Genomic DNA, 23,283 nt, shown 5'->3' with positions numbered 1-23,283 from the left:
TCGACCCTTGGTCCGTCAGACAGGAGGTGCCGATCCATGGCGCAGAACATCTACGACAACCCCGAATTCTTCGCTGGCTACGCCCAGCTGCCGCGCTCGCAGCACGGCCTGGACGGCGCGCCGGAGTGGCCTGCCCTGCGCGCGTTGCTGCCGCCGCTGGAGGGCCTCGACGTAGTCGACCTCGGCTGTGGTTACGGCTGGTTCTGCCGGTATGCGGCGGAGCAGGGCGCACGCACGGTGAGCGGGCTGGACGTCTCGCAGAAGATGCTCGACCGCGCGCGGGAGACTACCGAGGCCGCGCAGGTCAGCTACTTCCACGCCGACCTCGACCAGCTCGAACTGCCCACCGCAGCCTTCGACCTGGCCTACAGCTCACTGACCCTGCATTACCTCGAAGACCTGCCGCACTTCTTCCGCAACGTGCGCGACGCACTGCGGCCCGGCGGCAGCCTGGTCTTCTCCATCGAGCACCCGATCTACATGGCCTCATTGAACCCCGGCTGGATAGTCGATGGCGACGGTCGACGCTGCTGGCCGGTGGACCATTACCAGGAGGAAGGCGAGCGCCGCACCGACTGGCTGGCCAAGGGTGTACTCAAGTATCACCGCACCCTCGGCAGCGTCCTCAATGCCGTGATCGGCTCGGGGCTGAGCCTGCGCCACGTCGAGGACTGGGGCCCGAGCGCCGAGCAGGTGCAGGCCACTCCGGTGCTGGCCGAAGAGCGCGAGCGGCCGATGTTGCTGCTGGTCGCCGCGCAGCGCTGAGGAGCGAGAAGCGGGCGACTATGCTCAGACCATCGCGCCCGTTTTCCCGGAGACCGCCATGTCCTCGCCCGCACCCATCGCCCGTCCCAGCGTGATTCCCTGCCTGCGTTATCGCGATGCGCCCCAGGCCATCGACTGGCTGTGCGCCACCTTCGGCTTTCAGCGGCAACTGGTGGTCGCCGATGATCACGGCGGCATCGCTCACGCGCAGCTGGCGCTGGCCGACGGCTGCGGGCTGGTGATGCTCGGCTCGCTGCACGACAACGAGTACGGTCGGCTGATGCGCCAGCCCGACGAGATCGGCGGCTGCACCCAGAGCATCTACGTGGTGGTCAAGGATGCCGAGGCGCTGTATCGCGCGGCGGTCGATGCCGGCGCGCAGATCGTCATCGACATCAAGGACGAAGACTACGGCGGCCAGGGCTTCACCTGCCGCGATCCGGAGGGGCACATCTGGAGTTTCGGTACCTACGATCCCTGGCACTGATCCTGCGAACTCGCAGCCCGCCCGCAACATCCTGCCCAACCCCCGCGCTTGACGCTTTCCGCCGTCGAATGTTCAGATGCGCCCCGTTTCAGGTGCCCCCCGCCGCCGTGCGTGGGGTGAAACGGGAAGCCGGTGCGTCGCCTTCGAGCGATCAGTCCGGCGCTGCCCCCGCAACGGTAAGCGAGCGAAGCATCCACTAGGCCACTGTGCGCAGGCATGGGAAGGCGGATGTTTCATGACCCTCGCAAGCCCGGAGACCGGCCTGGAACCTGTTTGGCAAACCCGCGGTGGGCGGGCGTGAGCCGGTTCCCGGGGCGCGCTCGTTCCGGGTGTCGCTGCGCCGCCTGCGAAATCCCGATTTCGAGGCGATCACCTTGCAACTTCCTCTGTACCTGAACCGGCGCGTCCTGCGCTGGAGCCCCGTTCTTCCTCTCTGTGTCCTTGGCTCGCACTTGTCGGCGGCTCCACTGAACCTGGCCGACGAAGTCGTCAGCGCGCCTTCGGTGGAATCCACCACCGTGGCCGACACGGCCCGCTACGGCAGCAAGCTGGAGGTCATCGACCGCGAGCAGATCGAACGCGCCGGCCCTAGCGCCGACATCACCCGCGTGCTGCAGATGTACGTGCCCGGCCTGTTCGTCGCGCCGAAGAACGGCCCGTTCGATTACGGAACCTACTCGCTGCTCGGCGGGCGCAACGACGACACGCTGATCCTGCTGGACGGCGTGCGCCTGAACAACCGCCTGTATGGCGGCATCTACATCGACACCCTGCCGACCACCGCGGTGGAGCGCATCGAGGTGCTCAAGGGCGGCCAGGGCCTGCTGTTCGGCACCCAGGCGGTGTCCGGGGTGATCAACATCGTCACCCGCAGCGCACGCAGCCGCGAAGCATCGGGCGAGGTGAACCTCGGCCTGGACACTTTCAAGGGCCGCAGCGGCGATGCCCGCGCCGAGAAGATCGTGCAGAACGGCTTGGGCGACCTCGGCCTGATGGCCTATGTCAGCCACAACCGCTCCGACGGCTACCAGCCGTACCGCGACCGCGACATGACCGACACGGTGAGCGACAAGCGCCGCTCCTACGACGTCAACGTGTTCGGTGCCAAGGCCATCCAGGCCATCGGCGACGCCTCGCGGCTGGAGTTGTTCTACCAGTACGCCGACGCCGAGCTGGACTTCGCCCGGCCGACCTCCAACCACCACACCAGCAACAACCGCGTGCAGCAGATCGCCACGGCGACCTTCCAGCAGAGCGTCAGCGACGACTTCAGCTGGTTCGCCAAGACCCATATCAACGACTGGGACACCCGCTACGACCGCGTCTACAACCTGCAGGGCGGTGGCACCCAGGTGCTCAACCACAACGACTACTGGGGCTTCACCGACTGGGGCGCGCAGCTCGAAGGCAAAGCCAGCTTGGCGGGCGGCCACGAGCTGGTCTTCGGCAACGACAACCAGTGGTACAAGGGCCAGGACGATGTGCTGATCATCGACAATGACAAGGCCGAATCCCACGCACTCTATGCCCAGCTGCGGCCGAACATCGAGTCGCTGCCCGACTGGCACCCGAGCCTGGGCGTGCGCCGCGAGGAAATCTCCGGCGGCGAGGGCGCCACCGTGTGGATGCTCACCTCGCTCTATGACCTCACCGAGCAGCTCAAGCTGCGCGGCCAGTTCGGCACCGCCTTCAAGCTGCCCACCGCCGAGCAGCTGTTCGTCAACGAGCCGGGCGACGAAGTCGGCAACCGCGACCTCAAGCCCGAGCGCAGCCGCAACGCCGAGCTGGGCCTGGACTACACCGGCGAGTTATTCGAGCAGCCCTGGAGCGGCAGCGTCACCCTGTTCCGCCGCGAGATCACCGACCTCATCACCCTGGCCGGCGACCAGTGGGTGAACGGCAAGGGCGAGATCGAGGTGCGCGGCGTCGAGGCCAACGGCCAGTGGCAGTTCGGCCGGCACTGGCAGGTTTCGGCCGACGCCACGCGCAACCTGGTGGACAGCCGAGAGGGCGTGACGGTAAACAACATCCCGCACTTCTTCGCCCGCGTGCGCCTGGGCTATGACGACAGCCTCTGGGGCGCCGGCGTCGCTACGCGCTACATCGGCTCCATCGTCAGCGCCCAGGACGACGACTACGGCCATTACACGGTGCTCGACGGCGATGCCTACCGCTACCTCGACGCCGCCCACGCGCACCGCCTGAGCCTGCTGCTGGAGAACCTGCTGGACCGCGACTACGCCACCGGCCGCACCAGCAATGGCATCCGCCAGGTGGACAACCTCGGCCGGCCGCGCACCGCCGAGCTGCGCTACACCTTCAGCTTCTGATGCGCGCCATCCTGCTGGTCGGCCCGTTGGCCGGCGCCCAAGGCGAGCGCCTGCACCGTGAGGTGTCGGCGCGCGCTGCTGGTGTCGAAAGCATCGACACTAGCGAAGGTTTCGACGCGCTGTGGGTGCGGCTGCGCGAGCTGTTGGCCGAGGGGCGGGAAGTGCTGCTGGTAGACCTCGAACCAGCAGCAGACGGCGCCTATCTCGACTGGTTGCGCGCCGAGCTGGCCGCCTTGTTCGAGGAGCACCCGCAGGCGCCGCCGCCGAAGGTCACCGCCTCGGCGCTCGGCCGGCGCGGGCTGGAGGCCGCGGCGGTGCTGACGGCGATTGACGATCCTGCGCAACAGCTGGATTGCCAGGGCGTCGGCGCAGTGCCGACGCAACCGGACTGGTCCGCACCGCCGCCGCATCGGCATCACCTGTTCCTCTGCACCGGGCCGCGCTGCGTGCGGCGCGGCGCATTGCCGTTGTGGAAAACCCTGCGCCGCGAGCTGATTCGGCTCGATCTCTACGAGAATGCCGAAGGCGCTCTGCTGACCCGCACCGGCTGCCAGTTCCCGTGCAATCGCGGGCCGCTGCTGACGGTCTATCCGGAACGTGTCTGGTATGGCCTGCGCAGTGACGAGCAGGTTTGTCGGGTGGTGACGGAGCATCTGCGCGACGGCGTGCCAGTGGCAGAACTGCGGGTGGACGAGCCATGACGCGCACGCTCTTCGTAGGAGCGAGCTTGCTTGCGAACCGCTTGATGCCATGGGTTTCCGGGCGGGTTCGCGAGCAAGCTCGCTCCTACAGATTGGCGTCTGTGCTCGGGATGGCATTGCTGCTGAACGTGACGACGGCATTTGCCCAGGACTACCGCAACTGCGCCCAGTCCTGGCAGCTCGACCACCCGCCACAGCGTATCCTCGCCCTCAACCAGCACGCCGCCGACCTGCTGCTGGCGCTGGGCGCCGGAGAGCGGCTGATCGGCGTGGCCTATATCGATGACGATCTCGACATCAGCCAGGGAAGCTATCGCGGCGTGCCGCTGCTGTCGCGCCAGTACCCGTCGGCGGAAGCGGTCTACGCGCAGCAGCCGGACCTGGTGGTGGCGGGGTTCGCCTCGGCCTTCGGCCTGGGCAACCTGAGCCGTGGCGAGCTGGCCGGGCGCGGCGTTGCCAGCTATCTGCTGGATGCCGGCTGCACGGCGCGCCAGGCCGATCTGTTCGCGGGCGTCGAGATCGACCTGCAGGTGCTCGGTGAATTGCTCGGCGAGCAGGCACGGGCGCAGGAGCTGATCCGCCAGCAGCGCGCCGAACTGGAGCGGGCGCGCCAGTTGAGCGCGGGAAAACCGTCGCTGGCGGTGTTCTACCTCGACAGCGCCGACCCTGAGCTGGTCAGCCAGGGCCGCCTGGGCACGGTCACCCAGCTGCTGCACGCCGCCGGCGCGCGCAACCTGTTCGAGGACGTCGAGCTGCGCGGCTTCACCGCCAACACCGAGCAACTGCTGGTGCGCGACCCGGATGTGATCCTGCTGGCCGATGCCCTGTGGTCCACGGCTGAACGGAAGATCCGCACGCTGCGCGCCGACCCGGTTCTTTCGCGCCTGCGTGCCGTGCGCGAAGGGCGCTTCGTGGCCTTGCCGTTCACCCACCTGTTCCCAGGTGTGCATAGCGGCCAGGCCGCCCGCGAGCTGGCGCAGGAGCTGGGCCGGTTCTGAGCGACGCGGCTCGTCTGTTCGCCTGCCACTGTTCCTACCCAAGCGCCGGAGCCCGTGTTAGAAAGCGCCCATCGACCATTCGGAGGCTGTCATGGGCAAGTTGCGCGTTGGGGTGATTTTCGGTGGGCGTTCGGCGGAACACGAGGTGTCCCTGCAATCGGCGAAGAACATCGTCGATGCCCTGGACCGCGAGCGCTTCGAGCCGGTGCTGATCGGCATCGACAAGGAGGGCCGCTGGCACCTCAACGATGCCTCCGACTACCTGCTCAACCAGGAAAACCCGGCGTTGATCGCCCTCAACCGCTCCAACCGCGAGCTGGCCGTGGTGCCGGGCAAGGCCGAGCAGCAGCTGGTCGAAACCGGCAGCCGCCAGCTGCTCGATCACGTCGATGTGATCTTCCCCATCGTCCATGGCACCCAGGGCGAGGACGGCTGCCTGCAGGGCCTGCTGCGCATGGCCGACATTCCCTTCGTCGGCTCCGACGTGCTCGGCTCGGCGATCTGCATGGACAAGGACGTGAGCAAGCGCCTGCTGCGCGACGCCGGCATCGCTATCACGCCCTTCGTCAGCCTGACTCGCACCAACGCCGCGCGCACACCGTTCGCCGAGGCGCAGCGCAAGCTCGGCCTGCCGCTGTTCATCAAGCCGGCGAACATGGGCTCTTCGGTGGGCGTGAGCAAAGTTGAGGATGAGGCCGCCTACAACGAAGCTGTGCGTCTGGCGCTGGCCTTCGACGACAAGGTGCTGGTGGAGTCCGCCGTCAAGGGCCGCGAGATCGAGTGCGCGGTGCTGGGCAACGAACAACCGATCGCCAGCGGCTGCGGCGAGATCGTGGTCGGCAGCGGCTTCTACTCCTACGACAGCAAGTACATCGACGAGGACGCGGCCAAGGTCGTGGTGCCGGCCGACATTCCCGCCGAGGCCAGCGAGCGTATCCGCCAGCTTGCCGTGGACGCCTTCCTCGCCCTGGAGTGCTCCGGTCTGGCGCGAGTCGACGTGTTCCTCACCGAGACGGGCGAGGTGCTGATCAACGAGCTGAACTCGCTGCCCGGCTTCACCCGCATCAGCATGTACCCCAAGCTCTGGCAGGCCGCCGGGATGACCTACAGCGAGCTGGTCAGCCGCCTGATCGACCTGGCCATCGAGCGCCACGCCGCCCGCCGCAATCTGCAGACCAACCGCTGATCCACAGCCCGGCTCCTGCTTCTGCGCTACCCTGTGTGCCCGTCGCCCGGTTTCGGGCGGCTGGCCCCGTGTCCCCATTACCAGCGCAAGAAGGAGCACGAGATGAACACCGTAGTATTTGCCGACGGCACTGCCGTTCCCGCCATCGGCCAGGGCACCTGGCGCATGGGCGAGGACAGTCTCCAGCGCAAGCGCGAGATCGCTGCCCTGCGCGAAGGCATCGAGCGCGGCCTGACCCTGATCGACACCGCCGAGATGTACGCCGAGGGCGGCTCGGAAGAGGTGGTCGGCGAGGCGCTGGTCGGCTTGCGTGACCAGGTCTTCCTGGTCAGCAAGGCCTACCCGCACAACGCCAGCCGGCGCGGTCTTGTCGAAGCCTGCGAGCGCAGCCTGCGGCGCCTGGGCACCGATTGCCTGGACCTCTACCTGCTGCACTGGCGCGGCCAGTACCCGCTGGAGGAGACCGTCGAGGCCTTCGAGCGTCTGCGCGAGGCGGGCAAGATCAAGCGCTGGGGCGTGTCCAACTTCGATCTGGACGACATGCAGGAGCTGAACGAGCCGGCCTGCGCCACCAACCAGGTGCAGTACAGCCTGGAGGAGCGCGGCATCGAGTGGGACCTGCTGCCCTGGTGCCAGGAGGAGCGCATGCCGTTGATGGCCTACTGCCCGGTGGGGCAGGGCGGCAAGCTGCTGCGCCACCGGGTGCTGGGCGAAATCGCCGGCCGCCACGACGCCACCCCGGCCCGCGTGGCGCTGGCCTGGCTGATCCACGAGCCGGGGGTGATTGCCATTCCCAAGGCGGTGGAACCGCTGCACGTGCGCGACAACGCCGCCGCGCTGCAACTGCGCCTGACCCCCGAGGACCTCGAAGCCCTCGACGCCGCTTTCCCGCCGCCGACCCGCAAGCGCCACCTGGCGGTGGTCTGATCCCCGCGCCCCGGCCGTCGCTCGTCAGGGCACGGCCGGGACGTGGTGCTAGCCTTGCCCCATGGGTCACCGACCGGGGAGAGCAGCAGCGATGGGCAACTACACGGCGGACAGCGCCGCCATCAACCGCGTACTGACGGACTACGTCGAAGGCATGACCTTCGGCGACGAGGCCAGGTTGCGCCAGGCCTTCCACCCGTCCTGCAAGATCATCGGCAACTACCACGGCGCGCTGGAGTGGGCGTCGCTGGATGAGTTCATCGCCGCCATCAAGGCCGAGTCGCCAGCGGCCGACGGCGCGCCGCCGGTGTGGGAACTCAAGTCGCTGGACATCACCGGCGACAGCGCGGTGGCCAAGCTCACGGACGAGTTCCTCGGCATGCATTTCACCGACTACCTGTCGTTGCTGCAGCTGGGCAATGGCTGGCAGATCGTCAACAAGCTCTACCACCTGCATCCCTAACGTGGAGCGCGTCGAGCTGCACGGCACGCCCGAAACGCTGCTGATCACCCTCTGCGCCAAGGCCCGCGAGAGCGAGCTGCTTGACAGCCTGTTGCGCGACCGCTACTCGCTGCAGGCGCTGCAACAGATCGACTACGACTTCGCCCGCCTGCGCATCGGCCCCGCCGAGCAGGTGGGCATCGCGCTGCGGGCGAAGCTGTTCGACGACTGGGTGCGCGACTTCCTCGCCCGCCATCCCTCCTGCGTGGTGCTGCAACTGGGCTGCGGGCTGGACAGCCGGGTATTCCGCGTCGACCCGCCCGCCAGCGTGCAGTGGTTCGAGGTGGATTTCCCCCAGGTGATTGCCCTGCGCGAAAAGCTCTATCCGCCACGGGAGAATTGCCACCTGCTGGCCACTTCGCTGACCGAGCCGGATTGGTGGCGCGCGGTGCCGACCGGACGGCCGGTGCTGCTGGTGGCCGAGGGCGTGTTGCCCTATGTCGAGACCGACGCCGTGTTCTGGCTGCTGCGGGCGCTGACCGCTCACTTCGGCGCTGGCGAGCTGGTGTTCGACGGCTACAGCCGCCTTGGCATTCGCCTGCTGCAATGGAACCCGATGATCCGCCGCACCGGCGCCGTGCTGCACTGGGGCATCGATGAGCCCTGGGAGCTGGAACAGCAGGTGCCGGGCCTGCGCTTCTGCGACGCCATCGAAGCCTACGACCGCGACCAGATCGCCCGTCTGTCGCTGGGCATGCGCCTGCTCTACGACATCACCCTGGCCATCCCGGCGATGCGCCGCATGGGCAGGTTGCTGCGCTATCGCTTCGGCGCCTGATGGCTGCGCGCTGGTGCGGCTGCTTTACTGAGGCATTCGTGAGGGGGCTGCGCAGGAGCCGACGATGAAGCTTGAGCCGCTGATGGAAATGAACGTGAAGGCCAGCGTGCCGCTGGAGATCGGCCGTGTGCCGCAAGGCCAGCGGCTGATCTCGGCGGCCGGCGGCGGCACCTTCAAGGGCCGGCGGCTGAGCGGCGAGGTGTTGCCCGGCGGCGGCGACTGGATCCTGGTGGACAGCGATGGCGGCTGGCACCTGGAGGTGCGTCTGGTGCTACGCACCGACGACGGCGCGCGCATCCTGATGCAGCACAACGGCCTGCTGGTGGCCAATCCGAAGATCATCCATGCGGTTTCGCGGGGTGACAGCACCGAATTTGGCGATACCTACTTCATGATCCAGCCGCGCTTCGAGGTGGGCGACGAGCGCTATCGCTGGCTCAACCACCAGTTGGCAGTGGGCGAAGGACGCCTAGGACCCGGCTGGGTCGAGTATCGGATTTATTCCCTGGTGAATGGTTGAAATATCGCATACCCGGATCTGTCATACGCGACGAACATGCTGGGTCTAACGGGTATCCGGAGATATTTCGATGCCACTGCCAGCCAATGTCCGTCCCAGCGACAAGATCGTTCTGATCGATGGCCACTGCCGACTCTGCAATGCCGGAATGCGTTTCCTGCTCAGGCAGGACCGCGCCCGGCAGCTGAAAGTATTCAGTGTGCAGTCCGCCGAGGGCCAGGCAATCCTCGACTGGTTCGGCCTGCCGTCCCGGCACACCGATGCGCTGCTGTATGTCGATGACCGCCTGGGCGTGGAAGGCGCCGATGCCGTGCTGCGCCTGCTTGGCGAGCTGCCGGCACCATGGAGCTGGCTGCGGACACTGTGGCTGGTACCGCGGCCGCTGCGCGACTGGTGCTACGAGAGCCTGATGTCCAATCGTTACCAGTGGTTCGGCCGCGAGGCGCGCCGTCCGGCGATCTATCCCTGATTCGCCGAACAGCGGGGGCGTCCGCTTCGCCCCCGCTGTTCCTCCTCAGAATTGCCGCGAGACGCTGGCCACCACGGTAGCCGTGCACACATCGCCGAAGCCAAACTGCGTGCGGCATTCGTTCTGCGACAGGTCGGTGTCGATGTAGCTCACCGCCCAGTCGAAGCCCAGCAGCTCATGGCTGAGCTTGGCTTCCCACTCGTGGTAGGTGTCGCGGGTATCGCCGCTGCCGGAGAGGTAGAGCGGGTCCTTGGCGTCGTTGCGGCCCAAGCGCACGCGCAGCTTGAACTCTTCCGGCAGCTCGGCGTTGTAGGCCAGGTAGGTGTAGAGGTTGGCCTGGTCCTCGCCGAAGTAGGTCGGGTAGTCGTTGCCGTAGTAGGCGCCGACTTCGAAGCCGTAGGCATGCAGGATGGCGTAGGTGTCGCTCTGGTTGAACTGCGCCTCTTTCGGGTAGGCGTACTTGATGTAGCCCAGGTCCAGGGCGATGTCGTCGTTGGCCTGCCAGTACCAGCCTGCGTAGTAGTCGGTTTCCTGGCGGGTCTTCAGGCCGCCGCCGAAGTCGACGTTGGACGTCCACACCCCCAGGTAGGCGCCGGAGGCGTGCTGCAGGGTCAGGCCGAGCTGGGCGGCGGGGTCGTTCTGCGTCTGCGAGATGCCGCGGGTGCGGTAGTCGCTGACCAGGGCGGTATCGATCTGCAGGGCGAAGCCCTCGCCGAGCTCCACGGCCAGGGCGGAGGTCAGCGGGGTGCAGGCGAGCAGCGCGCCGACAAGCCATTGCGGGCGATTCATACGGGGTTCCCTTTGTTGTGATTGTCTGTGGGCAGATGAAAAATCCCGCGCAGCGCCAACCCTCCCGGTCGACTCGGGAAGTGGCGGCAAGGGTTGCGCTGGCGGGCAGGGCGCCGGGGGTGTTCACGCCCCGGCGCAGGAGCCCGGCTCAGAGAGCCGGTTGGTCTTCGGCGCGGTAGATCTCGCGGCCTTCGAACAGGGTGTGGAGCACGCGGGCTTCGTCCAGTTGCTGGTCGGGCACGGTGAACACGTCGCGGTCGAGCACCACCATGTCGGCCTGCTTGCCGGGAGCCAGGCTGCCGATCTTGTCGCCCAGGCCGATGGTCTGCGCGGCGTTGCGGGTGTAGGCGTAGAACATGGTCTGGCGATCCACGCGCTCGGCGGGGTTGAGCACGCCTTCCTCGCCCTGGCGGGTGACGGCCTGGTAGATGGCCTTCAGCGGATCGGGGGTGGACACCGGCCAGTCGCTGGCGCCGGCGATGGTGGCGCCGTTGTCCAGCAGCGACTTGGCTGGGTACATGTAGCGATAGGCCTCGTCGGCGATGTACGGCTTCACCAGTTCCACCGTGTAGACCTCCGCGGTGGCCCAGTCCAGCTGCATCGAGGCGATCACGTTCAACTGCTTGAAGCGCGGGAAGTCCTTGGGGTTGACCAGTTGCAGGTGGGTGATCGAGTGGGTCACGCCGCTCTGCCGGTCCTTGCGCGCCTGGGCGAAGCCGTTGAGCGATTCGCGCACCGCGCGGTCGCCGATGGCATGGATGTGCACCAGCCAGCCGCGTGCGTCGGCAGCGCTGACCAGTTCGCCAAAGTGCTTCGGATCGATCAGCAGTTCGCCCGGCTTGTGGCTGTTCTTGTAGTTCTCCAGCAGCGCGGCGGACTGCGCCGGGAATTCGATCACGCCATCGGCGAACACCTTGATGCCTGGCAGCGTCAGGTTGGGGATGCCCTGGAACTGCTGGCGGACCTTCTCGATGACCTCGAGATCGGCCGGCGTGCTCCTGGGGTTGACCACCTGCAGCGCGGCGACGTGGGCGGTGAGTTCGCCGTCGCGGGCCAGGTCACGGTACACCGGCAGTACGCCGACGGTCTTCTCGGTGGGCTTGATGTTGAACACCGCCTCGCCCGGGGCGCCGTTGGCGGCCGGGTCCATCCAGGCGGTGATGCCCAGGCTGTTGTTGTACTTCACCGCCGCGCGGCCGGCGCGGTCCATGGTCTCGGTGCTGGCGGCGGGCATGGTCGCGGCGACCAGGTCGAAGCCCGAGTCCACCAGGAAACCGGTGGGGTTGAAGTTCTTGTCGTGGGTGATGTTGCCCTGCTCCAGCGCGCTGAGGCTGCGCACCCGCTTGGCGTCGAGCTTGGCGCGCTTGAGCATGGCGGCGTTGGCCCAAGCGGTATGGTGGTCGCTGCCGATCAGAATCACCGGCACCTGCTCCCATTCGCCATGGTTCAGGCGCTCGGCCAGGCCGTCGGCCTTGGACCAGTAGCTGGAGTTCATGCCGTTCATCACGACGACATCGCCGTTCTTCGCCTTGCCGCTGTCGCGGTCCTGCTTCAGGCGGGCGACGAAGGCGTCGAGGTCCATCTCTTCGTCCAGCAGGCTGGCGGAAATCAGCTCCAGGCCGCCGAAGATCGAGTGCGAGTGGCTGTCGATGAAGCCGGGCATCAGCACCTTGCCGCCCAGGTCGACCTGCTTGCTGCCGGTGCCGGCGAGCTTGCGGATGTCTTCGTTGGAGCCCACCTGCAGCACCTTGCCGCCAGCGACCGCGACGGCCTGCTGCAGCGGTTGGMCTGGCTCGGCGGTGAAGACCTTGGCGTTGTACAGGATCAGGTCCGCGTTCTGTGCCTGAGCTTCAAAAGTACCCAGTGCGATGGCGAGCGCCAGCGCGCCCTTGAGCATGCCGTGCATGACTTCCCTCTGCTTTTCGATGGATTATTGTTGGTCTGCGGCGCAGGCTAACGGCGCGGCGACAGCGGCGGAAGTTGCCAGCGGGCATAACACTTGTGAGCAATTGGCACGAATAGGCGGCCAGAGGGACAGACCATGATGGACAGGTTCAGCAGCCTGGCGATGTTCGTTGCCAGCGCCGAGACCGGCAGCTTCAGCCGCGCTGCGGAACAGCTGGGCAAGACGCCCTCGGCAGTGACCAAGGCGGTCGGCCAGCTGGAAAGCGAGGTCGGCGCACGGCTGTTCGAGCGCACCACGCGCAGCATGTCGCTGACCGAAGCCGGCCAGCTCTACCTCGACGGCGCCCGCGAGGTGCTGGCGCGGATGCGCGAGACCACCGAGGAAATCGCCCAGCTGCAGCACAGCCTGCGCGGAGTGCTGCGCATCACCGGGCCGCTGATCGTCGGCCCGGTATTCCTCGACCAGGCCTGCGCCGAGTTCCTCGACCTGCACCCGGACGTGCGCCTGCAGGTGGACCTCTCCGACAGCTACGTCGACCTGCTTGACGGCCGCTACGACCTCGCCCTGCGCATGGGCAACAGTGACCTGCCGGGCCTGATCGCGCAGCCCCTGGCCGAGAGTCGCCTGGCGCTCTGCGCCACACCTGCCTACTTGGCCCGGCGCGGCACGCCCCGGCATCCCAGCGAAATCATTGACCACGATTGCCTCGTCTATCGCCATCCGGCGCTGGACGACCGCTGGTGGTTCGATGTGGAAGGCGAGCGCTACTCCACCCCGCGCAATGGCCGCCTGAACAGCGACAACCAGGCTGTGCTGCTCACCGCCTGTCTCGCCGGCCATGGCCTGCTGCCGTGCCCGCGCTGGAGCGTGCTGGAGCACCTGCGCAGCGGACGTCTGGTGACGGTGCTGGATGACTATTTCTTCGAGCCGGATACCTTCGGCGCGCAGATTCTCGCGGTCTACCCGAGCAATCGCCGGGCGACGCGCAAGATCCACGCCTTCATCGAGCACCTGCGCGACTACCTGCGGCGGGACGGCATTCTCTGAGGACTAGAGCAGCGCCCCGGCCCAGGCCGACACCAGCAGCAGGACCGCCATCAGTTGGTTGAGCCGCTGCATCTGCGTCGGTGAGAGCAGGCGCTGGCTGCCGATGCCCAGGCCGGCCCAGACCGCCGTGCAGGGTATCGACACCAGGAAGAACAGCAGCGACAGCAGTTGCACGCGGTCCAGGCGGTCAGCGCCGTGGCCGGCATACACGCTGATCACCGCCAGCGCCATCATCCAGGTCTTCGGGTTGACCAGTTGCAGCGCGGCGGCGCCGGTCGCGCCCAGGCGTGCGGCAGCGCTGTCGCGCTCCAGGCTGGCCGGCGGGCTGCGGAAGATCTGCCAGGCCAGCCAGCTCAGCCAGAGCACGCCGATGGCGCTCATCACCTGTTGTACGCGCGGTAGGCTGGCAAGCACTTCGCCCAGGCCGCTGCCCACTGCCAGCACCAGCGCAGCCGCAGCCGCGCAGCCGCCGAACATGATCGGCAACGCAGCGCCCCAGCCGAAGCGCGCGCTGTTGCTGAAGATCAGCAGGTTGGTCGGCCCCGGGGTGATCGAGGCGACGAAGGCGAAGAGGACGAAGGGCAGCCATTGGGCGAGCTGCGGAAGGTGCATGGCGGGAACTCCGGTGAATCCGTGGGAGTTCATCTTCGCCAGTGCGCCTGGCTCAGTCTGGAAGCTTTGAGCAGCGCTTGCGGTAATAGGCCGGGGTGACGCCATAGGCACGGCGGAACCAGCGACCGAGGTGGCTCTGGTCGGCGAAGCCGAGGTCGGCGGCGATGTCTGCCGGCGCCAGGCCGCGGCCGAGCAACTGGCGCGCACGGGCCAGGCGCAGCTGGATCAGGTAGGCGTGGGGCGGCAGGCCGAAGGCCTGCTTGAACGCGCGGGTCAGGCGGAAGCGGTCGCAGCCGCTGGCGCGGGCCACGTCGTCGAGGCCGATGTCGGCGGTCAGGTTGGCGTGCAGGAAGTCCCGTGCGCGCTGCGCCACCAGCGGCAGTTGCGCCGTCGTGGTGCCGCGCTGGCGCCAGTGCAGGTGGCTGGTCATGCCGTCGAGCAGTTCGTCCATGGCGGTCTGGCGGACGATCTTCAGGTCGTTGCCGTGCACCGCCTGGAAGGCATTGTCGATGCGCCGTGTCAGACGTGGGTCGTCGATCAGCAGCTCGGGCACGCTCAGCTGACAGTTGCCCGGCGCTTCTTCGAACAGTGTGCCGATCTCGCGTTCCAGCCAGGGCGCGTCGAGGTACAGGGTGCGGTAGGTGAAGCCGCCTTCGGTGGGCGCCTCGCCGTCGTGGATGTCGCCCGGCTCAAGGAAGAACACCTTGCCGGTGGTACTGATGTGGCGCTGGTTGCGACTGCGGAATTGCTGCACGCCGGACTCGGTGTAGCCGATCAGGTAGCTGTCGTGCCAGTGCGGATCGTAGGCGTGGCCCTTGAAATGGGCGCGCAGGCTCTGGATGCCGGTGTCGGCATCCTGCAGCAGGTCGATCCAGTTGTCTTTGTGCATGGGCCGCCTCCGCACCGCTTGCCCGGTCGGCCAGCATAACCGCTGGGCGGCCGCTGTCTGGAAGATTCGTGCAGCCGTCGATCGGCCGAGTTCCTGGCGACTTCTTGATCCTGGGCAGGAGAGGCGTAGCGTGGGCCGTGTATCGTTCGCCGGCGACTCGCAGCGCCAGACTGCCAGCGCCCAGGAGCCCCGTGTCATGCCCGAATCGATGAGTTTCAACCGCGCGCTGGTGGAAAAGTACGACCGTCCCGGCCCGCGCTACACCTCCTATCCCACCGCCCCGCAGTTCCACGGCGCGTTTGCCGCCGACGACTATCGTGCGGCGGCCCAACGTAGCAACCAGAGCAGCAGCAACCAGAGCAACCTTGAGCACCCGGCCAAGCCGCTCTCGGTGTACATCCATATCCCGTTCTGCAAGAGCCTCTGCTACTACTGCGCCTGCAACAAGATCATCACCCAGAAGACCCACCGCGCCGTGGAGTACCTGGACTACCTCAAGCGCGAAATTGCCATGCAGGCCGAACTGTTCGACCGTTCGCGCAAGCTCACCCAGCTGCACCTGGGCGGCGGCACACCGACCTACCTGACCAGCGAACAGCTGGGCGACCTGATGGACAGCCTGCGCGAGCACTTCAACCTCGACGAAAGCGACGCCCACGAGTTCTCCATCGAAGTCGACCCGCGCACCATCAGCCGCGAGCGCATCGCCGAGCTGCGCGCCCAGGGCTTCAATCGCCTGAGCTTTGGCGTGCAGGACTTCGACGAGCAGGTGCAGGAGGCGGTCAACCGCGTGCAGAGCGAGCAGCAGGTGTTCGACCTGGTCGCTGCCGCCCGCGAGGCGAAGTTCAAGTCGGTGTCGGTGGACCTGATCTACGGTTTGCCGCTGCAGACCGTGGCGAGCTTCGACACCACGCTGGCGAAGATCATCGCCCTGCGCCCGGACCGCATCGCCGCCTACAGCTATGCCCACTTGCCCGAGCGGGTACGCGCGCAGCGGCTGATCCGCCGCGAGGACATGCCGCCGCCCGAGCGCAAGCTGGAACTGCTGGAACTGACCATCCGCCGGCTGACGGCGGCGGGCTACGTCTACATCGGCATGGACCACTTCGCGCTGCCCGACGACGAGCTGACCGTAGCCCGCGCCAACGGCAGCCTGCAGCGCAACTTCCAGGGCTACTCGACCCATGCCGACTGCGACCTGATTGCCCTGGGCGTGTCGTCCATCAGCAAGGTCGGCGACACCTACGGGCAGAACGTCAAGGAGCTGTCGCAATATTACGCACGGCTCAACGAGGGGCTGCTGCCGGTGCACAAGGGCTACCGCCTGACCGACGATGACTGCCTGCGTCGCGAGGTGATCAGCGCGCTGATGTGCCACGGCCGGGTGGACTACGCGCCGCTGGAGCAGAGCCACGGCATACGCTTCGCCGAGTACTTCAGTGATGCGCTGCAACAGTTGCGCGAACAGGTCGGCGATGGGCTGATCGAACTGCATGACGACGCGCTGGTGCTGTTGCCCCAGGGGCAACTGATGATGCGCAGCGTGGCGATGGCCTTCGACGCCTACCTGGGCGGCGGGCAGCAGGAACGTTTCTCCCGCACCATCTGATCGCGCAGAGGCAAAAAAGGCGCCGGCCACCTTAGGTGACCGGCGCCTTTTTTCGTCGGGCGATCAGCCTTCGGCGACATCGAAGCTGTCGCTGCGGGCCATGCGCCAGATGCGCTCGTAGAACTCACCCTCGATATTGCCCGAGAGCAGTTCGCCGGGCTTGAGGAAGTAGTGCAGGTGCGAGAACAGGCGGATCTCGGTGGCGGTGACGCGGCGCACCAGATGCTTGGCTTCCAGCTGCGAAGGGTGCTGGATGCCGGCGGCGGCGATCATCTCGGCCAGGCCCTTGAGCGTGTTGCGGTGGAAGTGGAACACCCGCTCGGCCTTGTCCGGCACCACCAGCGCGCGCTGGCGCAGTGGGTCCTGGGTGGCGACGCCGGTCGGGCACTTGTTGGTGTGGCAGGACTGCGACTGGATGCAGCCAATGGCGAACATGAAGCCGCGCGCCGAGTTGGCCCAGTCGGCGCCCATGGCCAGCACGCTGGCGATGTCGAAGGCGCTGACGATCTTGCCGCTGGCGCCGATGCGGATCTTGTCGCGCAGGTTCATGCCGACCAGGGTGTTGTGGACGAACAGCAGGCCCTCACGCATCGGCAGGCCCATGTGGTCGGTGAACTCCAGGGGCGCCGCCCCGGTGCCGCCTTCCTTGCCGTCGACGACGATGAAGTCGGGGAGGATGCCGGTCTCGTGCATGGCCTTGGCGATGCCCATGAACTCCCACGGGTGGCCGATGCACAGCTTGAAGCCGACCGGCTTGCCGCCGGACAGCTCGCGCAGCTGGACGATGAAGTCGAGCAGGCCCTTGGGCGTGCTGAAGGCGCTGTGGGAGGAGGGCGAGACGCAGTCGTGGCCCATGGACACGCCACGGGTGGCGGCGATTTCCGCGGTGAGCTTCTCCTTGGGCAGGATGCCGCCATGGCCGGGCTTGGCGCCCTGGCTGAGCTTGATCTCGATCATCTTCACCTGCGGGTCGACTGCCTGCTTGGCGAAGCGCTCGGGGCTGAAGCTGCCGTCGTCGTTGCGGCAGCCGAAGTAGCCGCTGCCCAGTTCCCAGGTCAGGTCGCCGCCATATTCGCGGTGGTAGGGGCTGATGCTGCCTTCGCCGGTGTCATGGATGAAGCCGCCGAGCTTGGCGCCCTTGTTCAGCGCGCGGATGGCGTTGGCGCTGAGCGAGCCGAAGCTCATCGCCGAGATATTGAACACCGAGATGGAGTAGGGCTGCTTGCACTCCGGGCCGCCGACGCTGACGCGGAAGGTGCAGGGATCGGCCACCGGCGCGGGGCGGATGGAGTGGGCGATGAATTCGAAACCGGCCTGGTAGACGTCGATCAGGGTGCCGAAGGGCTTGTCGGCGGTCTCGTTCTTTGCCCGCGAGTAGACCAGGGCGCGCTGGGCGCGGGAGAAGGGCAGGGCTTCCTGGTCACCTTCGAGCAGGTACTGGCGGATTTCCGGGCGGATGGCTTCCACCAGGTAGCGGATGTTCCCCAGGATCGGGTAGTTGCGCCGCACGGCGTGGCGTTGCTGCAGCAGGTCGAACACCCCGAGGACGCTCAGGGCGAGGGTCAGCAGGGTGAAGGGCCAGACCCATGGATGCCCGAGGAAGGGCAGGCTGAGCACGGTGAACAGGATACAAGCGGCGAAAAAGGCGTAGCGGCTGAGCAGCGACAGGTTCATGGAATCTCCAGTCGTCGGGCATTTATCACGGTCAGGTTGGCCAGAAGGGCCGCCAGAGAGCATGGCAGGCAACGCGCGAACGTGCCTGGGCAGAGGTCAATGTGGCGGGCTTTCGGGTGTTTTTCTGGTTATGGGGGCTGTGACGGTAGCCCGATGGGATAGTAAAGGAAAGCTAGCTAACGATTTTCTCTGGAGTTGAGAAAGCTTGTGTCGGGTGTTGCAAGAGATTCCGTTCCACGGTTGTTCGCGAGCAAGCTCGCTCCTACGAAGAGCGTCCCGGAGCTGGCCTGTAGGAGCGAGCTTGCTCGCGAACCCGCATTCACTCGACCTAACAGGCAATCACATTCACCGCCAGCCCGCCCTTCGCCGTTTCCTTGTACTTGTCCATCATGTCGCGGCCGGTGTCGCGCAGGGTGTCGATAGCCTTGTCGAGGCTGACCAGGTGCTGGCCATCGCCACGCAGGGCGAGCTGGGCGGCGTTGATGGCCTTGAGCGAGGCCATGGCATTGCGCTCGATGCAGGGCACCTGGACCAGCCCGGCCACCGGGTCGCAGGTCAGGCCGAGGTTGTGTTCCAGGCCGATCTCGGCGGCGTTCTCCACCTGTTCCAGGCTGCCGCCCAGCACTTCCGCCAGCCCGCCGGCGGCCATGGCGCAGGCCGAACCGACTTCACCCTGGCAGCCGACTTCGGCGCCGGAGATGGAGGCGTTGAGCTTGCACAGGATGCCGATGGCGGCAGCGGTCAGCAGGTAGCGCTCGATGCCTTCGGCGTTGGCGTTGCTGTCGTAGCGCGCGTAGTAGTGCAGCACCGCCGGGACTATGCCGGCTGCGCCGTTGGTGGGCGCAGTCACCACGCGGCCGCCAGCGGCGTTTTCCTCGTTTACCGCCAGCGCCCAGAGGTCGACCCAGTCCAGGGCGCCAAGGGTGGTGGCGATCAGGTTGCCGCTGTCGGCCTCATTGAGCCGGCGGAACAGCATGGGTGCGCGGCGGCGCACCTTGAGGCCGCCGGGCAGCGTGCCTTCTGTCTCCAGGCCGCGGTTCACGCAGGCCTGCATTTCATCCCAGATGTGCGCGAGACCGGCGCTGATTTCCTCGTCGCTGCGCAGCGCGCGTTCGTTGGCCCACATCAGGTCGCTGATGCGTTTGAAACCCTGCTCGTGGCACAGGCGCAGCAGTTCCTCGGCGCTGTGGAAGGGGTAGGGCATCGGGGTGCCCTGCAGGGCGCGGTCGGTGTTGAAGTCCTGCGCATCCACCACGAAGCCGCCGCCGACCGAATAGCAGATGCGCTCGGCCAGCAGCTCGCCGTGTTCGTCCAGCGCCCGCAGGTGCAGGCCGTTGGGGTGGGCGGGCAGGCTGTCGTCGTGGAAGACCAACTGGTGTGCCGGGTCGAAGTCGATTTCCTGCACGCCGCCCAGGCGCAGGCGATGGCGCAGCAGGATGTCGTCCACCTGCGGGGCGAGGGCGGCGGGGTCAGCTTCGGCCGGATCGATGCCGAGCAGGCCGATCAAGCAGGCGCGGTCGGTGGCGTGGCCCTTGCCGGTGGCGCTGAGGGAGCCGTAGAGGTGCACCTCCATGGCGGCGGTGCGTGGCAGCATGTCGGCGTCACGTAGACGGTCGACGAACTCACGGGTGGCGCGCATCGGCCCCACGGTGTGGGAGCTGGACGGCCCGACGCCGGGCTTGAACATGTCGAAGACGCTGAGGGTCATGGGGATTCCTCCTGTCTCAAGCATGGACCCGCTTCGGCGCAGATGCTCACCGCCTGCCCGGCGGCCAGCTGCTTTTCGTAGGAGCGAGCTTGCTCGCGAACCGCTTCACTCCGAGCCCCCTGTAGGAGCGGACCTTGTCCGCGAAATGGCCGGTAGGCCATGACGGGGGAATGCACCGCTATTGCGGTGATCGCGGAGAAGCTCCGCTCCTACAAGAGCGGAACGGTATGAACCCGACCTATGCACGTAGGGCGCATAACCCGTAACGGGTTATCCGCCCTACGAACCTCCCGGCTGACGCTGCGCTTTCATCCTGCACCGAACGGTCCCCTCTCCCTGCGGGAGAGGGCCAGGGTGAGGGCAAGCCCTGGCGCAGGACTAGTCTGTAGGAGCGGACCTTGTCCGCGAAATGGCCGGCAGGCCATGGTGGGAAAATGCACCGCTATCGCGGTGATCGCGGAGAAGCTCCGCTCCTGCAAGAGCGGAACGGCGTGGCGCCTTAGCCTTGCGCCCTACGGATTGGCTGTTCGGCGGCCAGGAGCTTTTTGTAGGAGCGAGCTTGCTCGCGAACCGCTTCACGACGAAACCGGCCGGGAAACTCTGTTCGCGAGCAAGCTCGCTCCTACCATTACGGTTCTCGTATGAGCGGGGCGGAGTGCTCTCAGCCCTGCGCCTGCAGAAACAGCGAGAACAGCTCCGACTGCGACTTGATCCCCAGCTTGGAATACATGTGCTTGCGGTGGACCTTCACCGTCTCGGCGGAGATCGCCAGCTTGCGGGCGATTTCCTTGCTGGAGCAGCCGCTGAGCATCAGCCGGCCGACTTCCAGTTCGCGGGCGGTGAGCGGGGTTTCCATCTGCTGCGCGGTGGACTCCAGGCGGTTCTGCCAGCGCGGTGGCGGCGGCGCTTCCTGCACTTCGCGCTCGAAGGCCATGCGCTGGCGCATCAGCCCGGCGACCCAGGGCTGCACCAGGGCGAGCAGGGCGATCTGTTCCGGGGTGAAGCGGCCCTTGCTGCCCACCGAGCAGCACAGGGTGCGCTCGCCGTCGAGCTGCACGTTGATCTGCACTTCGTCGGCGACCACGTTGAGGCTGAAGTAGCGCTGGTAGTAATCGGTCTGCTCGAACATCTCCGGCGCCACGTCGCCCAGGCGGAACAGCCCGCTGCCGGGCGCCTCGCGGCTGGCGATGTAGAAGGGGTCGAGCAGGTAGAGGCCCTTGAGGTAGTCCTGGAACAGCGGATCGGAGCCGCCATCCTCGCCGGGACATTCGGCGAACACCTGTGGCCTACCATTGCTGAAGAGCAGCACGACCCAGCTGTCGAACGGCACATACTGGCCCAGCAGGCGCACCAGCGAAGTCCAGAAATTCGGCTTGTCCAGCGCCTCGATCAGTTGCCCGACCGAGCGGTGCCAGGCGATATCCTGAAGCGAAAGGCTCATGACTCTACCCCCGATGGGTTACCACGCGGGCGTAATTACCCGGTGATGGCACGCCCGGCATACTCGGTGGATGCCTTGAGTCGGCGCGGTGCGCATTTTGACCCTTTTGCGCTGCGCGGTCACTGGAATACAAGAATCCGAGGAAGCCCCATGAAAGTAGAACTCGTCCAACTCGCCGGCCGTGATGGCGACGTGGCCTGGAACCTGGCCCGCACCCTGGAGGCCATCCACGCCTGCGCCGACGACACCCAACTGGTGGTGTTCCCCGAGACCCAGCTGACCGGCTTCCCCACCGAGCAGAACATCGCCGCCATCGCCGAGCCGGTGGATGGCCCCAGCGTGCAGGCCGTGCAGGCCGCCGCGCGGGAGAAGAACATCTCTGTGGCCGTGGGCTTCGCCGAAGCCGCGGACGGCCGCTTCTACAACACCACGCTGCTGATCACCCCCGAAGGCATCGCCATGAAGTACCGCAAGACGCACCTATGGGCGTCGGACCGCGGCATCTTCACCCCCGGCGATCGCTACGCCACCTGCCTGTGGAACGGCATCCGCGTCGGCATCGTGATCTGCTTCGACATCGAGTTCCCCGAGTCCGCCCGCGCCCTGGGCCAGCTCGGCGCCGAGCTGATCATCGTCACCAACGGCAACATGGACCCCTACGGTCCGACCCACCGCACCGCGATCATGGGCCGCGCCATGGAAAACCAGGCCTACGCGGTGATGGTCAACCGTGTCGGCGCCGGCGATGACGACCTGGTGTTCGCCGGCGGCAGCGCCGTGGTCGATCCCTACGGCCAGCTGATCGTCGAGGCCGGCCGCGAAGAGTGCCGGCAGATCGTCGAGCTGGACTTCGAACGCCTGGCGCAGTCGCGCCGCGACTACAGCTACCTGGCCGAGCGCCGCTTCGTGCTGCCCGGCGAGATGCGCGAGCACGACAGCGGCCTGCGCGAGCTGATCATTCCTGCCTGAGTTATCCATCCGGCCCACTGCAACCGGGCCGGGGCGCAGGGCCGCGCCGCCATAGCGTTATTCCATATTCGACGGGCGCCCCGAGCGCCCGCGAGGCCTGCGGGTGAGCGCAGGCCGCCACTTTGCACTGCCATAACAAACACAACGCGGAGTAAGCAGTAATGGCTCGACTGAAACGAACCCTGTCGCTGGGTTCGGTGGTGCTGTTCGGCATCGCCTACATGACCCCGATCATCGTCCTCGGCACCTTCGGCATCCTCGCCGACGTCACCCGCGGCGTAGTCCCCTCGGCCTACCTCGTCGCCTCCGTGGCCATGCTGTTCACCGCGCTCAGCTACGGGCGCATGGCCGCCGCCTTCCCGGTTGCCGGTTCCGCCTATACCTACGTACGCAAGTCGATCAGCCCCAAGCTGGGCTTCCTCGCCGGCTGGGCGGTGCTGCTGGATTACCTGTTCCTGCCCATGGCGATCTGGCTGATCGGTGCGGCCTACCTGCACTCGGCGTTCCCCGCCGTGCCCCAGGCCCTGTGGGTGCTGGCGTTCATCGGCGTGACCACCGCGATCAACGTGGTCGGCCTGCGCCTGGCGAAGAACATCAACGGCGTGCTGATGCTGGTGCAGTTCCTCGTGCTGATCGCCTTCGTCGGCCTGGCCATCCACTACATCCTGGGTGATGGCGGCCGTCCGCTGTGGACCCTGGAACCCTTCCTCAAGGAAGGCACCCAGTTGCCGCTGATCATGGGCCAGGCGCGCAGGCCGTCGAGGAAGGTGCTCAGGCGCGCGTCGTTGTCCTTGCCCTTGTACTTCTGCCAGAAGCGCAGCAGGTAGGTCTGGCTCTCCTTGTCGACGAAGCGGTCGAGGTAGTCCTGCCGGCGCGGGTCCTTGTCGTCGGCCAGCACGGCGACCTTGCTGCCTTCGTTGGCGTAGATGTCGTGGCGCACCAGGTCGCGCAGCAGGCGCACGAACGGCAGGTTGAT

Annotated in this window: 22 protein-coding genes, 1 pseudogene and 1 riboswitch; of the genes and pseudogenes, 15 read left to right on the top strand and 8 right to left on the bottom strand. The window is 66.8% G+C overall.

Annotated features, from left to right (window positions below):
• The first annotated feature begins 36 nt into the window (after positions 1-36).
• The 11 genes from QO207_RS23515 (at position 37) to QO207_RS23465 (ending at position 9,663) form a co-directional block, all read left to right on the top strand.
• A complete protein-coding gene (locus QO207_RS23515) occupies positions 37-765 on the top strand; it encodes a bifunctional 2-polyprenyl-6-hydroxyphenol methylase/3-demethylubiquinol 3-O-methyltransferase UbiG (protein ID WP_301534691.1) in 729 nt (242 codons plus the stop codon).
• 58 nt (positions 766-823) lie between these two features.
• A complete protein-coding gene (locus QO207_RS23510) occupies positions 824-1,252 on the top strand; it encodes a VOC family protein (RefSeq protein ID WP_301534690.1) in 429 nt (142 codons plus the stop codon).
• Between the two features lie 73 nt (positions 1,253-1,325).
• Positions 1,326-1,533, top strand: a riboswitch (cobalamin riboswitch).
• A 171-nt stretch (positions 1,534-1,704) separates the two neighbouring features.
• Positions 1,705-3,582 carry a TonB-dependent siderophore receptor gene (locus QO207_RS23505; RefSeq protein WP_301534689.1) on the top strand — a complete coding sequence of 626 codons (1,878 nt, stop codon included), beginning with the start codon at positions 1,705-1,707 and terminating at the stop codon, positions 3,580-3,582.
• A complete protein-coding gene (locus tag QO207_RS23500; protein WP_301534688.1) occupies positions 3,582-4,283 on the top strand; it encodes a ferredoxin in 702 nt (233 codons plus the stop codon). Before QO207_RS23505 ends, QO207_RS23500 begins: the two co-directional genes overlap by 1 nt.
• A gap of 110 nt (positions 4,284-4,393) precedes the next feature.
• Positions 4,394-5,281: an ABC transporter substrate-binding protein gene (locus QO207_RS23495; RefSeq protein ID WP_301534687.1), complete on the top strand. Its 888-nt coding sequence runs from the start codon at positions 4,394-4,396 to the stop codon at positions 5,279-5,281.
• Positions 5,282-5,372: 91 nt separating this feature from the next.
• A complete protein-coding gene (gene ddlA / locus QO207_RS23490) occupies positions 5,373-6,467 on the top strand; it encodes a D-alanine--D-alanine ligase (protein WP_301534686.1) in 1,095 nt (364 codons plus the stop codon).
• Between the two features lie 102 nt (positions 6,468-6,569).
• On the top strand, positions 6,570-7,394 hold the full coding sequence (locus tag QO207_RS23485) for an aldo/keto reductase (protein WP_301534685.1): 825 nt from the start codon (positions 6,570-6,572) through the stop codon (positions 7,392-7,394).
• A 91-nt stretch (positions 7,395-7,485) separates the two neighbouring features.
• Positions 7,486-7,857, top strand: a complete 372-nt coding sequence (locus QO207_RS23480; protein WP_301534684.1) for a nuclear transport factor 2 family protein — start codon at positions 7,486-7,488, stop codon at positions 7,855-7,857.
• A gap of 1 nt (position 7,858) precedes the next feature.
• Complete coding sequence (locus QO207_RS23475; RefSeq protein WP_301534683.1) at positions 7,859-8,674, top strand: class I SAM-dependent methyltransferase; 816 nt, start codon at positions 7,859-7,861, stop codon at positions 8,672-8,674.
• Between the two features lie 64 nt (positions 8,675-8,738).
• Complete coding sequence (locus QO207_RS23470; RefSeq protein ID WP_301534682.1) at positions 8,739-9,194, top strand: DUF3237 domain-containing protein; 456 nt, start codon at positions 8,739-8,741, stop codon at positions 9,192-9,194.
• A 70-nt stretch (positions 9,195-9,264) separates the two neighbouring features.
• Complete coding sequence (locus QO207_RS23465; protein ID WP_301534681.1) at positions 9,265-9,663, top strand: thiol-disulfide oxidoreductase DCC family protein; 399 nt, start codon at positions 9,265-9,267, stop codon at positions 9,661-9,663.
• Positions 9,664-9,708: 45 nt separating this feature from the next.
• On the opposite strand, the gene QO207_RS23460 is transcribed toward QO207_RS23465, so the two are convergent.
• Together QO207_RS23460 and QO207_RS23455 are read right to left on the bottom strand one after the other, a co-directional pair.
• Positions 9,709-10,452 (bottom strand): TorF family putative porin, encoded by a 744-nt coding sequence (locus QO207_RS23460; RefSeq protein WP_301534680.1) that lies wholly within the window; start codon positions 10,450-10,452, stop codon positions 9,709-9,711.
• Between the two features lie 148 nt (positions 10,453-10,600).
• On the bottom strand, positions 10,601-12,358 hold the full coding sequence (locus QO207_RS23455) for an amidohydrolase (RefSeq protein WP_301534679.1): 1,758 nt from the start codon (positions 12,356-12,358) through the stop codon (positions 10,601-10,603).
• A 138-nt stretch (positions 12,359-12,496) separates the two neighbouring features.
• On the opposite strand from QO207_RS23455, the gene QO207_RS23450 reads away from it, so the two are divergent.
• Positions 12,497-13,405 (top strand): LysR substrate-binding domain-containing protein, encoded by a 909-nt coding sequence (locus QO207_RS23450; protein WP_301534678.1) that lies wholly within the window; start codon positions 12,497-12,499, stop codon positions 13,403-13,405.
• Between the two features lie 3 nt (positions 13,406-13,408).
• On the opposite strand, the gene QO207_RS23445 is transcribed toward QO207_RS23450, so the two are convergent.
• Positions 13,409-14,017, bottom strand: coding sequence for a LysE family translocator (locus QO207_RS23445; protein ID WP_301534677.1), 609 nt, complete (start codon positions 14,015-14,017; stop codon positions 13,409-13,411).
• A gap of 52 nt (positions 14,018-14,069) precedes the next feature.
• Positions 14,070-14,906, bottom strand: coding sequence for an AraC family transcriptional regulator (locus tag QO207_RS23440; protein WP_301534676.1), 837 nt, complete (start codon positions 14,904-14,906; stop codon positions 14,070-14,072).
• Between the two features lie 196 nt (positions 14,907-15,102).
• Here QO207_RS23440 and hemN point away from each other — a divergent pair, with 196 nt between their 5' ends.
• Complete coding sequence (gene hemN / locus QO207_RS23435) at positions 15,103-16,515, top strand: oxygen-independent coproporphyrinogen III oxidase (RefSeq protein ID WP_301534748.1); 1,413 nt, start codon at positions 15,103-15,105, stop codon at positions 16,513-16,515.
• Positions 16,516-16,578: 63 nt separating this feature from the next.
• Here the strand turns inward: hemN and QO207_RS23430 are convergent, their stop codons facing one another.
• The 3 genes from QO207_RS23430 to QO207_RS23420 form a co-directional block, all read right to left on the bottom strand.
• Entirely contained in the window at positions 16,579-18,189 is a 1,611-nt protein-coding gene (locus tag QO207_RS23430) for an FMN-binding glutamate synthase family protein (RefSeq protein WP_301534675.1), read from the bottom strand.
• A 328-nt stretch (positions 18,190-18,517) separates the two neighbouring features.
• Complete coding sequence (locus QO207_RS23425; protein ID WP_301534674.1) at positions 18,518-19,897, bottom strand: L-serine ammonia-lyase; 1,380 nt, start codon at positions 19,895-19,897, stop codon at positions 18,518-18,520.
• A gap of 661 nt (positions 19,898-20,558) precedes the next feature.
• Positions 20,559-21,338 (bottom strand): helix-turn-helix transcriptional regulator, encoded by a 780-nt coding sequence (locus QO207_RS23420; RefSeq protein WP_301534673.1) that lies wholly within the window; start codon positions 21,336-21,338, stop codon positions 20,559-20,561.
• A 150-nt stretch (positions 21,339-21,488) separates the two neighbouring features.
• Here QO207_RS23420 and QO207_RS23415 point away from each other — a divergent pair, with 150 nt between their 5' ends.
• On the top strand, positions 21,489-22,307 hold the full coding sequence (locus tag QO207_RS23415; protein ID WP_301534672.1) for a carbon-nitrogen hydrolase family protein: 819 nt from the start codon (positions 21,489-21,491) through the stop codon (positions 22,305-22,307).
• A gap of 161 nt (positions 22,308-22,468) precedes the next feature.
• Positions 22,469-23,047, top strand: a pseudogene (locus QO207_RS23410) (APC family permease); the annotation flags it as partial.
• Here QO207_RS23410 and QO207_RS23405 read toward each other — a convergent pair.
• A partial coding sequence (locus QO207_RS23405) for a hypothetical protein (RefSeq protein ID WP_301534671.1) occupies positions 22,966-23,283 on the bottom strand: 318 nt, incomplete at its 5' end. The pseudogene QO207_RS23410 and the gene QO207_RS23405 overlap by 82 nt on opposite strands.

The organism is Pseudomonas sp. CAN1, from assembly GCF_030462585.1.
GTDB lineage: Bacteria > Pseudomonadota > Gammaproteobacteria > Pseudomonadales > Pseudomonadaceae > Pseudomonas.
The sequence above is the reverse complement of the archived record's forward strand: the minus strand, read 5'-3'. Positions and strand labels throughout refer to the sequence as shown.